Below are 14,485 nucleotides of genomic sequence, written 5' to 3'. Positions count from 1 at the left end.
TGCCTCATGGAGCACATCGTCAAATCCTTCGACGAAGAACTGACCCGGCTCCGCGATACATTGGCGCGGATGGGATCACTCTCGGCGTCGCAATTCGAAAATGCCTTGGAGGCGCTGACCGAGCGCGACGAGGCCCTGGCCCGAAAGGTCGGCGGGGGGGATCAGGAAGTCGACCAGATGGAACAGGCGATCAACGAACTGGTCGTCCGCGTTCTCGCCCTGCGGGCGCCGATGGCCGACGATCTGCGGATGGTGGTAACCGCGCTGAAGGTCGCCAGCGATCTGGAACGCGTCGCCGACTACGCCGCCAACATCGCCCGCCGCACCCTCAATCTGGGGGAGGGACCGGCCCTTCCGTCGGTCCGCACCGTCGGGCGCATCGGCACCCTGGTCAAGCGCCAACTGCGCGACGTGCTGGACGCCTATGTCCAGCGGGACGCCGACAAGGCCCTGGCTGTCTGGAACAGCGACCAGGAGGTCGACGAGATGTATTCCGGACTGTTCCGGGAATTGCTCACTTATATGATGGAAGATCCGAAGAACATCGGAGCCGCCAGCCATCTGCTGTTCATCGCGAAGAACATCGAGCGGATCGGCGATCACGCCACCAACATCGGCGAAATGGTCTATTTCATCATCACCGGCCGGCGGATCGAAGGCGAACGGCCGAAAAACGACAGCTCCAGTTCGGTCGTGGCCTGACGTCCGTCACCCCCGTGCTTGGCCCACGGCTATCCGGCACGGTTTGTGCGTCGCCCGTATTTGAGGGGTGACTGCAACCAAAAACCGTCATTGCCGGACTTGATCCGGCAATCCATCATTGCATAGATCGGCCGACTTCATTTGAAGCGGGCACGTGGATGCCCGGCTCAAGGCCGGGCATGACGACTTATAATTGAGCGGGCACGTATGAATTTTCCAAGTATTGAGGAAAAATCCGTGCCGCGCCGAAGCCCGGCAATGACGGCCTGAATTACTTCTTCTTCTTCGGCTTGCCCTTGCCGCGCTCGATCGCCTCGTCGATCAGCCGGGCGGCTTCGTCCACGTCGCCCCAACCCGAAACCTTGACCCACTTGCCGGGTTCCAGATCCTTGTAATGGGCGAAGAAATGCTCGATCTGCTGAATCAGCGTGTCCGGCAGATCCTTGTAGGAGGCCACGTCGTTGTAGAACGGATGCAGCTTCGGATGGGGCACCGCCAGGATCTTCTCGTCGCGGCCGGCTTCGTCTTCCATCAGCAGCACGCCGATCGGCCGCGAGCGCATGACGCAGCCGACCGACACCGCATGGCGGCCGACCACCATCACATCGACCGGATCCCCGTCATCGGCCAGGGTGTTGGGGATGAACCCGTAATTGCACGGGTAATACATGGCGGTGTGCAGGAAGCGATCGACGAACATCGCGCCCGAATCCTTGTCGACCTCGTATTTCACCGGATCACTGTTCAAAGGGATCTCGATGACCACATTGACGTCGAGTGGCGGCTTGATTCCGATCGGGATCTTCTTCAGTTCCATGAGTTTTCTTTCTCGGTCGAGTGATAACGAACGGTGGTGAGGCGAGAATACCGCATCGCCCGGAGAGGAACCATCCCCGCCGGTGCAACCATGACGATGGTCGGGGGTGGCGGAAAAACCGGGATCACCCGTCGGCCGCCGCCTGCGCTTGCGGCCAGCGAACCATCATCCAGAGCAGCAGCAGCAGCGAGGGAACGGTGATCATGGTGGTCAACAGAAAGAACAGGCTCCATCCCAGATCGTCGGCGAGAAATCCGCCGCTGGAGGCGAAAAGCGTCCGCCCGAGAACGGCCAGGGACGACAACAGGGCGTATTGGGTGGCGGTGAAGGAGGCATTGCACAAGGTCGAGATATAGGCGACCAGGGCGGTTCCCGCCATGCCGCCGGTCAAATTCTCGGCGGCGACGCACAAGGCCAGATATTCCAGGTGATGACCGCCCTGCGCCTGCAGGATGTAGAACAGATTGCCGAGCGATTGCAGGACGCCGCACATCAGCAGGGCCTTCCGGCAGCCAAAGCGGGTCACCACGGCGCCACCGGCCAGACAGCCGATGATGGTGGCGAAGAAGCCGAAAATCTTGCTGACCTGGGCGATTTCGCTCAGGGAAAAGCCCAGCGAGACATAAAGCGGCGTCGCCATCACCCCGGCCATCGCCTCCCCCAGCTTGTAGGTGACGATAAAGATCAGAACGGCCGGCCAGCCGGGCCTTTGCATCAGGTCTCCGAACGGCCGCACCACCGCCTGATGCAATTCACCGCGCAGCCAGCCCCAGCCGCGTGGCGCGCTGGCCGGCGCCTTATCGGAAAGATCGACCACCGGCTCGGGGGACAGCAGCAGGACGACGATGCCCAGGCTGAGAAGCGCGGCCATGACGCCATAGGCGACGGCCCAGCCGAAAGCATCGGCGAGAAACAACGCGCCGGCGCCGGCGACCAGCATGGCCAGGCGGTATCCGACCTGCACGGCACCGGCACCTGGGCCTTGCCGCCGCTCGTCGAGAAGCTCGATCCGGTAGGCATCGATGACGATGTCCTGACTGGCCGACAGAAAGGCGACCAGCACCGCCACGACCGCCATGGCGCCGATCTGGGTCTTGGGATCGAGAAAGCCCATCGTCAGGATCGCCGCCATCAGGGCAAGTTGGATCGCCACCGCCCAGCCGCGGCGGCGGCCCAGCGGCAACGGGGCCGGCAGCCGATCGATCAACGGGGACCAAATGAATTTAAGCGCGTAGGGGAGCCCGACCAGGGCGAATAGTCCGATGGCCGAACGGCTGATCCCTTCCTTGGCCAGCCAGGCCGACAACGTCGAATAGGTCAGCAGCAGGGGCAACCCGCTGGAAAACCCGAGAAGCAGGACCGTCATCACCCGGCGATCCCGATAACTCTCCACAGCCTGACGCCAAGCGCTCATCACCTGCCTTGCCGAAATGATTGGCGGCCCTTCTCATGCTCCGGGAAGGACCGCCGCGTCAAACTCTTTTCACGCCATACCGGCAAACAGGTCGGATCAAGGGTTCGCCGGCATCGGAAGGCGCCCTGGATCACCCCATCCCGTTTATTACTCCGCCACCTCCTTGGCCAGGCCCCAAACCTCGGGCGAGCGCCAAAGCCGGGATTTCAGGAGTTCCCGCTCGTAAATGAACTCCTTGGGCAGGCGATCGAAGAATTTATCGAATTGCTCCTCATGAGCGCGCGCCTCGGCGGTTCCGGCGGCCCGGTCGACCGTCATCAGCTCATAGAACTTGGCTGCCGGGAAATCGAGACCGGTCCATTCGATATCCTCGTAGCGCGGCATGAAGCCGAGGGGGCTTTCCACCGCGAAGCCGTGACCATGCACACGGGTCGAAATCCATTTGAGGACACGCATATTCTCGCCGAAACCCGGCCAGATGAATTTGCCGTTCTCGTCCTTGCGGAACCAATTGACGCGGAAAATCGGCGGCGGATTGGACAATTGCCGCCCGATATTGAGCCAATGGCTGAAATAATCGGCCATGTTGTAGCCGCAGAAGGGCAGCATCGCCATGGGGTCGCGACGCATCGCCGCCTGTCCGACCGCCGCCGCCGTGGCTTCCGAGCCCATGGTGGCGCCCAGATAGACGCCGTGCGCCCAATTGAAGGCCTGGAAGACCAGCGGCATGTTCTTCGAGACGCGGCCACCGAACAGGAAGGCCGAGATGGGAACGCCATTGGGGTTTTCCCAATCGGGATCGATACAGGGGCACTGCGACGCCGGGGCGGTGAAACGCGCGTTGGCATGGGCCGCCGGTTCGGCCGAATCGGGTGTCCAGTCGCGCCCCTTCCAATCGATCAGATGGGCAGGCTTCTCGTCGGTCAGCCCTTCCCACCAGATATCGCCATCATCGGTCAGACCGACGTTGGTGAAGATGGAATTGGCGCGGCAGGCGGCGATGGCGTTGAAGTTGGTCTTGGCGCCCGTGCCGGGAGCGACCCCGAAGAAGCCGGCCTCCGGGTTGATCGCGTAAAGGCGTCCGTCGGCGCCGGGCTTGATCCAGGCGATATCATCGCCCACCGTCCAGACCTTCCATCCCTCGAAGCCCTTGGGTGGAAGCATCATGGCGAAGTTCGTCTTGCCGCAGGCCGAGGGGAAGGCGGCGGCGACATAGGTCTTGCGCCCCTTGGGATCCTCGACGCCGACGATCAGCATATGCTCGGCCAGCCATCCCTCGTCGCGAGCCATCACCGAGGCTATTCTGAGAGCGAAACATTTTTTGCCGAGCAGGGCGTTTCCACCATAGCCAGAGCCGAACGACCAGATGGAGCGCTCCTCGGGGAAATGGGCGATGTAGATGTTCTTCGGATTGCAGGGCCAGGCGACGTCCTTCTCTCCGGGTTCGAGCGGCTTGCCGACCGAATGGACGCAAGGCACGAAGTCGCCGTCGGCCCCCAGGACGTCAAGCACGGCCGACCCCATGCGGGTCATGATGCGCATGCTGACGGCGACATAGGGACTGTCGGTGATCTCGACGCCGATATGGGCGATGTGACTGCCGAGCGGACCCATGCTGAAGGGAACCACATACATGGTACGGCCCCGCATGCAGCCGTCGAACAACTTGGTGAGCTTCCCCTTCATTTCCCGCGGGTCGATCCAATTGTTGGTCGCCCCCGCGTCGGCCTTGTTTTTCGAGCAGATGAAGGTGCGGTCCTCGACCCGGGCCACGTCCGACGGATCGGACCGGCACAGATAACTGTTGGGGCGTTTGACGTCGTTCAGCCGGATCATGGTCCCCGCATCGACCATCAATTTGCACAGGCTGTCGTATTCGGCCTGGGAACCGTCGCACCAATGCACGGTCTCCGGCTTGCAAAGCTTGACGATCTCGCTGACCCAGGTCAGCAATTTTCCGTTGGTCGTGGTGTCTCCGCGGGTGGCTAACGTGTTCATTCCTGCCTTCCTCCCCTTAACAGCGGTCTGTCCCGTTTTCATCGCTTCTTTAATTATCTGCAGACAACAGGCGTCGAAGAAAGACGGGAGGGCCGGATATCGACGGAACAGAGATGCAATATACTCTTATTTTTTATAAGGGTATAGCTTCGGCCCGCTCCTTCTCGATTATCCTCCGCAACTTTTGATCGATGATAGTTTTTCCGCCAAAACTTTATGAAGCATGTTGAATGTTGCGCGCAAGGTCCATCAACGTCGCCAAAATATCTTCTGCCGAAGGTAATGGGCTCTCGAAAGCCAGGCGATGGACTTTCTTCCCGCAGCCCAGATCGCAGCCGTCGGGGTCGACGCCGGCCAAACGCCACCTCCGGCCCCGTCGGCCCAGCCGCAGCCGGGCGAGCCGTCCCAGCAGACAGTCGGCACCGGCCGGCCCTTCGCCAACCGGCCCTTCGACAGCGCTCCGCAAGGCCGGCAGCACCGCCTCGAACCGATCCGCCGTCCCGGCGTCGCAGGCCGGCAATGGCGCCAGCCAGCGGGCCCGGCCGAAACCACCGACCCAATGCATCCGTTCGATATCGATCCGGTAGAAGGCAAAATCGCCGAAGCCGGCATAAAGTTCCGCCGCCGGATGACGGGCGAGGAATCGGCCGGCGAACCGCGCCGATCCGGCGGGAACCGCCCGTCCCACAAGACTGACCCGCGGGCCCTGCTGCGGATTGGCGAAACCGGCGGTCCCGTCGATCAGCAGGGAAACCCTGGGATCTTCGAGAATCGCCCGCGTATGCTCGGCCAGACGCGACAGAAGCAGGATAGGCGTTCCATCGATATCGGTGGCCATACCGACCAGGGAGGCGTAGGGACGGGCCTCGCCGGTCAGAACGGTGGCCAGCGTCGCCCTGTCGGCTTGGCGCAACATCATCCTGGCCGCAACCGCCAATCCTGCGGAGGAAGTCTCGGAATCCCCGGACATCGGCTAAGATACCCTTCAAGAAGCGGATCATTCATCGGGAAAACATCGGCGCACTGTGGTCCTCGCGGTCCGGGGTCGTCAAGTCGCCGTAAGATCTCTACAATTCCGCCACAAAGATCCCGTCCACTCGTCTCACGCAACGCCTTGGCAAGAACCGCGGAAGCGGCCACACTTCCCGGGCGCGATTTTCGGAGAAGACATCCCGTGGCACAGACCATCGCTTTGGTCGATGACGACCGCAATATTCTGACTTCGGTCACCATGGCCCTGGAGGCCGAGGGTTTCCGCGTCCGCAGCTATACGGACGGGGCCGAAGCCTTGCGCGGCATGACCGCGCAGCCGGTCGACCTGGCCGTCCTCGATATCAAGATGCCGCGTATGGACGGCATGGAACTGCTGCAGCGTCTGCGCAAGAATTCGGCGGTGCCGGTGATCTTCCTGACCTCGAAGGATGACGAGGTGGACGAGGTCCTGGGTCTTCGGATGGGCGCCGACGACTATATCAAGAAGCCTTTTTCACAGCGCCTGCTGATCGAACGCATCCGCGCCCTGTTGCGCCGCGGCGAACTGGCTCTGGAGACCGGCGACGCCAGCGCCAGCCAGGCGGTGACCCGGGGCGACCTGATCCTTGATCCCGCCCGGCACGACTGCACCTGGAAAGGCCAGCCGGTGGATCTCACGGTGACGGAGTTCCTGATCCTCAAATCCCTGGCGATTCGGCCCGGCCACGTGAAGAACCGCGATCAACTGATCGACGCCGCCTATGGCGAACATATCTACGTCGATGACCGCACCATCGATTCCCACATCAAGCGTCTGCGTAAAAAGTTTCGCGACATCGACAACGAATTCGGCCATATCGAGACCCTGTACGGCGTCGGCTATCGTTACCGCGACGACCCGTGACCGCGCCCGGCCTGCCGACCCCATCCGGAGAATCCGGCGTTTTACCGCGACGGCGACGACGCTGGCTGCCGTTCGCCTCGCCGCTGACTTGGCGCATCCTGGCAGTCAATATGGTGGCCCCGGTGCTGCTGGTGGGCGGGCTGTTCTATCTCGACCGCTATAAGAACGAGCTGATCGCCGCCGAGCTGGAATCGTTACGTATCCGTGCTGAAATGGTCGCGGCGGCTTTGGGCGAGGGGGCGGTGATCGACAGCGGGTTCGCCCTGGCCGAGCTTTCGCCGCAAATGGCCCGTCAGATGGTGCGCCGCCTGTCCCCGCCGGCCCGGGTCCGCGCCCGGCTGTTCAGTCAGCAGGGCGTCGAGCTGGCCGACAGCCGCCTGCTGCTTTCGGCCAGCATGATGATCCAGGTCGAGGATCTGCCCGATCCCGAACGCGGCTGGTTCGCCACGACCTTCCGCCGCATTTACGATTTCATCACCGATTCCCATCTGGTCGACGACCATTTGCCGGTTTACCACGAGCGCAGCCGGCCGCTGGCCAGCGACTACAACGAGGTGACGCAGGCACTGGCCGGTGATCCCGCCTGGGCGATCCGCACGCGCAATCACCGTCTGCTTTTGTCGACGGCCGTTCCGGTACAGCGCTACAAGCAGGTCCTGGGCGCCGTCATGGTGTCCTCGTCCGGCGACGATATCGCCAAAAGCCTGTTCAAGGTCCGCCTGACCATCTTCCAGGCCTTCGCCTTCGCCCTGGTCATCACCATTACCCTGTCGCTTTACCTGGCCGGGACCATCGCCCGGCCGATCCGCCGTCTTGCGGCGGCGGCCGAACGGGTCCGCCGAGGGCACGGACGCCATCCCTCCATCCCCGACCTGACGCGCCGGCACGACGAGATCGGCGAACTGTCGGGGGCGCTTCGGGACATGACCGAGGCACTGTGGCAGCGCATGGACGCCATCGAGGCCTTCGCCGCCGACGTCGCCCATGAAATCAAGAATCCCCTGACCTCGCTCAGAAGCGCCGTCGAAACCGTCTCGCGCGTCACCGATCCCGAGCAGCAGCGCAAACTGATGGCCATCATCCAGGACGACGTCGGCCGCCTGGACCGCCTGATCAGCGATATCTCGGACGCCTCGCGCATCGACGCGGAATTGTCGCGCGCCGAAACGGCGCCCGTCGAAATGCTGGGCATGCTGCAGGCCCTGGCCGAGGTCTATCGCGATACCGGCGCCGCCGAATCGGTCAATATCGTGATCGAGGCCACCCCCGATGACCCCTTGGAAGTGATGGGCATCGAAAGCCGCCTGGTGCAGATCCTGCGCAACCTGATCTCCAACGCGCTGTCCTTCAGTCCGCCGGAAAGCACGCTTTCACTCCGCGCCGGACGGGAAGGACGCTGGGTGGTCATCCGCGTCGAGGATCAAGGTCCCGGCATCCCGGAAAATAAGCTTGAGGCGATCTTCGACCGCTTTTATTCCGAACGCCCCAAGGCCGAAAAGTTCGGAACCCATTCCGGCCTGGGCCTCTCCATCTCCAAGCAAATCGCCGAGGCGCACGGCGGAGCCTTAAGGGCGGCCAACCGCCTCGGTCCCGATGGAAGCGTCGAAGGGGCCAGTTTCACCCTTCGGCTGCCCGCCGCCGAAATCAAACCGCCGGCCGCCCCGGAACGACCCTCGCCAAAGAATCCGGACCGCGCCTCGGCGAAAAAATAGGAAACGGCCCCTTTCCGTCTTTCGTTGGAAAAGTTTCCTTCGCTATGGTGCCCGTCGCGGCTCTGTGCCATCTTTGGCAGGTTCCGGAAAGTTTTCTGTTCCGCCTTGTCTTCTTTTTGCTGTCTTTCGTTCGCCAGCATTTATGAACATCCTCGGCGAATTCGGCGGAAGGCTCCCGGCACGCCGTCCCGATGGATGTTTGACATGAGCGCCGCACCGCCTTCCCTGACCGCACGGGACAATCCCAAGCTTGGGATCTGTATGATGATCGTCTCGACGATGCTGTTCTCGGTATTGTGGTCGCTGGTCAAGATCCTCTCCACGCGCTATCCCATCGATGAGGTGACTTTTTTCCGCAGCGCGCTGGCTTTCATCCCGATCGGAGTGATCGTCGCCACCAACGGCGGCCTGGCCCTGTTGCGCACCAGACGGCTGAGCGGACATATCTGGCGGTCGGTCCTGGGCGTGACGGCGATGATTATGGGCTTTCTATCCTATCATCTGATGCCGCTGGCCGACGCCGTGGCGCTGTCCTTCACCTCGCCGCTGCTGGTCACCGCGCTTTCCGTGCCGCTGCTCGGCGAAAAGGTCGGCATCCATCGCTGGAGCGCCGTCGTCGTCGGTTTCCTGGGCGTCCTCTTGATCGTCAACCCCGGCGGCGCGATGCTGAACCTGGGCGCCCTGACGGCTCTCGGCGCCGCCGTCGCCACCGCCTTTGTCATGGTGACCATCCGTCAACTGAACAAGACCGAGAACCCGATCACCATCGTCTTCTACTTCACCTTGTTCTCGTCGATTTTCACCGCCCTGCCCTTGCCTTTCATCTGGGTCAGTCCGACATGGCAGGACTGGGGATTGCTGATCGTCATGGGCGTGACCGGCGGGATCGGTCAATATTTCATGACCCGGGCGTTCGGACTGGCCAAGGCGGCCGTGGTCAGCCCCTTCAGTTACATCGGACTTTTATGGGCCGCCCTGTTCGGCTGGGTAATTTGGAACGACATTCCGGAGACCCACGTTTTCGCCGGATCGGCGGTGGTGGTGGCCAGCGGCCTGTACATTCTCTATCGCGAGGTCCGCAAGGACCACGATAGAACGGCGCCGGACGCTCGATAAATCGACTGGATCGATTTATATTAATAGAACTTTCAATTTCATCGATTTCATTCCTCTCCGTATGATGACCTCCGTTCTGATCACCAACCGAGTGGAGCATGTCTATGTCTTTGATCAACACCCAAATCAAACCGTTCACCGCCGACGCTTTCAAAAGCGGCGCCTTCATCAAGGTCAGCGACACCGACCTCAAGGGCAAGTGGTCAGTCTTCTTCTTCTATCCGGCCGACTTCACGTTCGTCTGCCCGACCGAGCTCGAGGATCTCGCCGACAACTATGCCGAGTTCAAAAAGATCGGCGTCGAAATCTACAGCGTGTCGACCGACACCCATTTCGCCCACAAGGCCTGGCATGACACCTCCGACGCCGTCGGCAAGATCGGCTACACCATGGTCGGCGATCCGACCGGCACGATCAGCCGCAATTTCGAGGTTCTCATCGAGGAAGCCGGCCTGGCCGATCGCGGCACCTTCGTGGTCGATCCCGATGGCAAGATTCAGATCGTCGAGATCAATGCCGGCGGTGTAGGCCGCGACGCCAGCGAGCTGCTGCGCAAGATCAAGGCCGCCCAGTATGTCGCCGCCCATCCGGGCGAAGTCTGCCCGGCCAAGTGGAAGGAAGGCGAGAAGACCCTCGCTCCGTCGCTGGATCTGGTCGGCAAGATCTGATCGGCACCGTCTAACCCGGTCTTCCCTGGATCCGGCCCCCCCCGTCCGGATCCAGGGACCAGCGCCCCGGCGCTTCGATCAAGACCCAAGAGGAACCTCTCGACATGTTGGACAATACTCTCAAGGACCAGTTGAAGGTCTATCTGGCGAACATCGCGCAACCGGTCGAACTGGTCGCCTCCCTCGACGATGGCGCCAAGTCGCAGGAACTCCTGAGCCTGCTCGAAGACATCGCGGCGCTTTCGGACAAGATCACGCTGTCGCGCCGGGACGACGACGCCCGCAAGCCGTCCTTCGCCATCCGGCGCGCCGGCACCGATATCGGCGTGCGCTTCGCAGGACTGCCGATGGGTCACGAATTCAATTCCCTGGTCCTGGCCCTCCTGCAGGTCGGCGGGCACCCGTCCAAGACGGCGCAGGATCTGATCGCACAGGTCCAGTCTCTCGACGGCGACTTCCGTTTCGAGACCTATTTCTCGCTGTCCTGCCAGAACTGCCCCGACGTGGTGCAGGCCCTCAACCTGATGAGCGTGCTCAACCCTAAGATCCGCCACGTCGCCATCGACGGCGCCTTGTTCCAGTCGGAGGTCGAAGCCCGCGAAGTCCTCGCGGTGCCCTCGGTCTTCCTGAACGGCGAGCCCTTCGCCCAGGGCCGCATGACGCTGGAGCAGATCGTGGCCAAGCTCGACACCGGCGCCGCCCTGCGGGATGCCGAAAAAATCAAGGCCAAGGCCCCCTTCGACATGCTGGTTGTCGGCGGCGGACCGGCAGGGGCATCGGCGGCCGTCTACGGAGCGCGCAAGGGCATCCGCGTCGGCATCGCGGCCGAGCGGTTTGGCGGCCAGGTCCAGGACACCATGGCCATCGAGAATTTCATCTCGGTTCCCCACACCGAAGGCCCCAAGCTGGCCGCGGCGCTGGAAAGCCATGCCAGAACCTATGACGTCGACATCATGAACCTGCAGCGCGCCACCAGGCTGATCCCGGCGCAGGCGCCCGGCGGCCTGATCGAGATACATCTGGAAAACGGCGCCGCGCTCAAGGCGAAGACGGTGGTGCTGTCCACCGGCGCGCGCTGGCGCCTGATGAACGTTCCCGGCGAGGATGCCTATCGCAACAAGGGCGTGGCCTTCTGCCCGCATTGCGATGGCCCGCTGTTCAAGGGAAAAAGAGTGGCGGTGATCGGCGGCGGCAATTCCGGCGTCGAGGCGGCCATCGACCTGGCCGGCATCGTCGCCCATGTCACGCTGATCGAATTCGACGTCAAGCTTCGCGCCGACGCCGTCCTCCAGCGCAAGCTGACCAGCCTGCCCAACGTCACGGTGATCACCAACGCCCAGACCACCGAGGTGCTGGGCGACGGCAGCCGGGTGACCGGCCTCGCCTACAAGGACCGCGCTGCCGATCGGGCGCACCAACTCGACCTGGAAGGCATCTTCGTCCAGATCGGCCTGGTCCCCAACACCGAATGGCTGAGGGGCACGGTGGCCCTGTCGCCGCGCGGCGAGATCGAGGTGGACAGCCGCGGACAGACCTCGGTGCCCGGTGTTTTCGCTGCCGGCGACGCGACGACGGTGCCCTACAAGCAGATCGTCATCGCCATGGGCGAGGGCTCGAAGGCCGCCTTGTCCGCCTTCGACTATCTGATCCGTCTGGCTCCGGTGGAAACGGCGGACGCGGCGTAACCGCTCCGTGGACATTCGCTATCTCCTCTCCCGCCTCTGGCGGGAGAGGTTAGGGTGAGGGTGGCCTTAGCGTCTGCGCGGCAGATGACTCGACAAATGCTTGACGCGCGGTAGCTGTTTTGATTCAATGGTTTACACAGAAGGCGAGTCTTTCAGCGCTCGCAGGATCGCCTCCAACACACCCTCGGTACCGGTCAGAACATCGTTGTTCCAGAACCGGATGACCAGCCAGCCGTGATCTTCGAGCCAAGCCGTTCGCCGCGCATCGCCAGCGCTGTCGGCATGTTGGCCGCCGTCGAGTTCAATGATCAAACGTCGCTCGATGCAGACGAAATCGGCGACAAAGACACCGATCGGATGCTGGCGACGGAATTTGTGGCCGTCCAATTGCCGATTGCGCACCAACCACCAAAGGCGCTTCTCGCGCATCGGTCATGTTGGTGCGTAATTCACGGGCAAAAGCATCTGGCATGCATGAGAACATAACGGAAACATGCCAAGATCAGAAGGGGCTCCCTACCCGCATCCCCTCCAGAACAAGCGAGTCATTTGCCGCGCAGACGCGCGCATCCCTCACCCGCTCGCTCACGCTCGCCGCCCTCTCCCGCAAAGCGGGCGAGGGCTTGTTATGTCCACAGACCCTAGCCCTGAGATTCCATATGACGCCCATGCTCCGCTACGGCGGGCGAGAAGCGCCGCTCGGGCTCAGGCTCCGTTAATTCGATGATTTATCAACGGACCCTTACGGTAACGGCATTTTCCCGAACGGACCGCATTCGTTCTTCCCGCCGCCTCAATTTTTTCATCGCAAATGGCGGCCGACGCCCCTATTTTGTCAGCGTAACGGCTTCGGCCCACCGGATTAACTCCCGGCGGGCCGTTGTTTTTTATCCACCCCCAATCGGAACGACGTGATGATGGACTCCCGCCTGGCCGCCGGAGGGCCTGGCCGGCGGAGAGAGTTCTTCAGGATTCTATCGCTGGCCGCGCCTCTCGCGGCCGCCCAGATCGCCCAGATGGTTATGAACCTCACCGATTCGGTGGTGATGGGACGGATCGACGTCGATTCGCTGGCCGCCGGCAGCCTGGGCGGCAATTTGTCCTTCATGATGATCATCATGGTCCAGGGGCTGACCATGAGCATCCAGCCGCTGGTCGCACAGGCCCGCGGTTCCGGCGATGTTTCCAGTGCCGGGCGCGTCATCGCCGCCGGTCTTTTGATCTCGCTGGTCGCCTCGGTGCCGCTGATCGCCGTGCTGACCCAGATCGATCACATCCTGATCGCCATGGGCGAACCGGAAACCATCGCCCGTCTGACGCTCCGCTACGAGCTGGCCTTCGTCTGGGCCATCCCGCCGTCGCTGCTGCTGGCGGTGGTGCGGAACTATCTGATGGCCATCGAACGGCCGCGCCCGACCATGATCGTCACCGTCGCCGCCTGCCTGGCCAACGGCGTGCTGGCCTGGGCCCTGGTCTTCGGCCATTTGGGTCTGCCCGCGCTTGGGCTGGCCGGCTCGGGCTATGCGACGGCGATCGTATGGTGGGCCTCGCTGGTGGTCCTGATCGCCTATGCCGGCCGCGCCCGGCTTATTCCCCCCGGGATGGCGGCGCTTACCGGCTGGGAAATCCGGGCCGGTGTTTCCGCAGTCTTGCGAATCGGCTGGCCGATCGCCGGAGTCATGATGGTCGAGGTGGGGCTGTTCGCCGGCTCCGCCCTGCTGATGGGCCACTTCGGCCCCGTGGCCCTGGCCGCGCATCAGATCTGTCTCGGCATCATCTCGCTGACCTTCATGGTGCCCCTGTCCATCGGCCAGGCAACCACGGTGCGTGTCGGATTCCACATCGGCGCCGGGTTTCCCGTCCGTGCCCGCGACGCCGGTTTCATGGCGCTCGGCATGGGGCTTGCCTTCACCGTCTTCAGTTCTGCCGCGCTGGTCCTCTGCTCGCATGCCGTCTTTTCGCTCTATCTCGACGCGAATGACCCCCAACGCGACGCCGTGCTCGCCATCGGCGTCCATCTGATCCTGGTGGCGGCCGCCTTCCAACTGTTCGACGGCGCCCAGGCCATCGCCTCGGGCGCGTTGCGCGGCCTCAAGGATAGCCGGGCGGCGATGGTCGCCGGCCTGGTCGGCTATTGGGTGCTGGGCATGCCGATCGGGATCGGTCTGGCATTCGGTCTGGATTTCGGGCCGATCGGCCTGTGGTGGGGCTTCGCCGGCGGCCTGGCCGCCACCGCCGTCCTGCTGATCCTGCGTTTCCGCCACAAGATCGACCGCCTGATCATCAAGCACCCCGAGCGGATGCTCGGGGTGCTTGATTATAAATAGAAATAGCCCTCAAACGCCGGGCGGGGCCATCCGGCCCCTTGGCTTACGCGCCAACGATGGCGCGGGGCCTCAACGGCCCAGTCGCGGGCGATGCCCGCTCCGGTTATATATTTTGTCCCTCAAGCGCCGGGCGCCGGCATCCGCCGGCTTGGCTTACGCGCCAACGATGG

At 62.9% G+C, this 14,485-nt stretch carries 12 protein-coding genes; 7 read left to right on the top strand and 5 right to left on the bottom strand.

All coding sequences use genetic code 11. The features are described 5' to 3' along the window. Nucleotides 1-6: 6 nt before the first annotated feature. Nucleotides 7-702: a phosphate signaling complex protein PhoU gene (phoU, locus tag CWS72_RS16810; protein WP_101251790.1), complete on the top strand. Its 696-nt coding sequence runs from the start codon at nt 7-9 to the stop codon at nt 700-702. 271 nt (nt 703-973) lie between these two features. Here phoU and ppa read toward each other — a convergent pair whose 3' ends face one another. The 4 genes from ppa to CWS72_RS16790 form a co-directional block, all read right to left on the bottom strand. Next, the gene (gene ppa / locus CWS72_RS16805; RefSeq protein ID WP_101251789.1) at nt 974-1,519 is read right to left on the bottom strand and encodes an inorganic diphosphatase; all 546 of its coding nucleotides are present in this window, start codon (nt 1,517-1,519) and stop codon (nt 974-976) included. A 124-nt stretch (nt 1,520-1,643) separates the two neighbouring features. Beyond that, entirely contained in the window at nt 1,644-2,933 is a 1,290-nt protein-coding gene (locus CWS72_RS16800; RefSeq protein ID WP_101251788.1) for an AmpG family muropeptide MFS transporter, read from the bottom strand. A 147-nt stretch (nt 2,934-3,080) separates the two neighbouring features. Then, nucleotides 3,081-4,931, bottom strand: coding sequence for a phosphoenolpyruvate carboxykinase (GTP) (locus CWS72_RS16795; protein ID WP_101251787.1), 1,851 nt, complete (start codon nt 4,929-4,931; stop codon nt 3,081-3,083). Nucleotides 4,932-5,145: 214 nt separating this feature from the next. Further along, the gene (locus CWS72_RS16790; RefSeq protein ID WP_101251786.1) at nt 5,146-5,901 is read right to left on the bottom strand and encodes a HugZ family pyridoxamine 5'-phosphate oxidase; all 756 of its coding nucleotides are present in this window, start codon (nt 5,899-5,901) and stop codon (nt 5,146-5,148) included. Between the two features lie 204 nt (nt 5,902-6,105). Between CWS72_RS16790 and CWS72_RS16785 the strand changes: the two genes are divergently transcribed. The 5 genes from CWS72_RS16785 (at nt 6,106) to ahpF (ending at nt 11,988) form a co-directional block, all read left to right on the top strand. Beyond that, entirely contained in the window at nt 6,106-6,807 is a 702-nt protein-coding gene (locus CWS72_RS16785) for a response regulator transcription factor (RefSeq protein ID WP_101251785.1), read from the top strand. Further along, nucleotides 6,804-8,519 carry a stimulus-sensing domain-containing protein gene (locus tag CWS72_RS16780; protein WP_241911770.1) on the top strand — a complete coding sequence of 572 codons (1,716 nt, stop codon included), beginning with the start codon at nt 6,804-6,806 and terminating at the stop codon, nt 8,517-8,519. Before CWS72_RS16785 ends, CWS72_RS16780 begins: the two co-directional genes overlap by 4 nt. Nucleotides 8,520-8,723: 204 nt before the next feature. Then, the gene (locus CWS72_RS16775; RefSeq protein WP_241911769.1) at nt 8,724-9,635 is read left to right on the top strand and encodes a DMT family transporter; all 912 of its coding nucleotides are present in this window, start codon (nt 8,724-8,726) and stop codon (nt 9,633-9,635) included. A 104-nt stretch (nt 9,636-9,739) separates the two neighbouring features. Then, nucleotides 9,740-10,303 carry an alkyl hydroperoxide reductase subunit C gene (gene ahpC, locus CWS72_RS16770; RefSeq protein WP_101251784.1) on the top strand — a complete coding sequence of 188 codons (564 nt, stop codon included), beginning with the start codon at nt 9,740-9,742 and terminating at the stop codon, nt 10,301-10,303. A gap of 104 nt (nt 10,304-10,407) precedes the next feature. After that, the gene (gene ahpF / locus CWS72_RS16765; protein ID WP_101251783.1) at nt 10,408-11,988 is read left to right on the top strand and encodes an alkyl hydroperoxide reductase subunit F; all 1,581 of its coding nucleotides are present in this window, start codon (nt 10,408-10,410) and stop codon (nt 11,986-11,988) included. Between the two features lie 132 nt (nt 11,989-12,120). On the opposite strand, the gene CWS72_RS16760 is transcribed toward ahpF, so the two are convergent. Beyond that, nucleotides 12,121-12,417 carry an endonuclease domain-containing protein gene (locus CWS72_RS16760; RefSeq protein WP_241911768.1) on the bottom strand — a complete coding sequence of 99 codons (297 nt, stop codon included), beginning with the start codon at nt 12,415-12,417 and terminating at the stop codon, nt 12,121-12,123. A 485-nt stretch (nt 12,418-12,902) separates the two neighbouring features. Here CWS72_RS16760 and CWS72_RS16750 point away from each other — a divergent pair, with 485 nt between their 5' ends. Continuing rightward, the gene (locus CWS72_RS16750; protein WP_101251781.1) at nt 12,903-14,315 is read left to right on the top strand and encodes an MATE family efflux transporter; all 1,413 of its coding nucleotides are present in this window, start codon (nt 12,903-12,905) and stop codon (nt 14,313-14,315) included. The last annotated feature ends 170 nt before the right edge of the window (nt 14,316-14,485 follow it).

This window comes from Telmatospirillum siberiense, from assembly GCF_002845745.1.
GTDB lineage: Bacteria > Pseudomonadota > Alphaproteobacteria > Rhodospirillales > Magnetospirillaceae > Telmatospirillum > Telmatospirillum siberiense.
The sequence above is the reverse complement of the archived record's forward strand: the minus strand, read 5'-3'. Positions and strand labels throughout refer to the sequence as shown.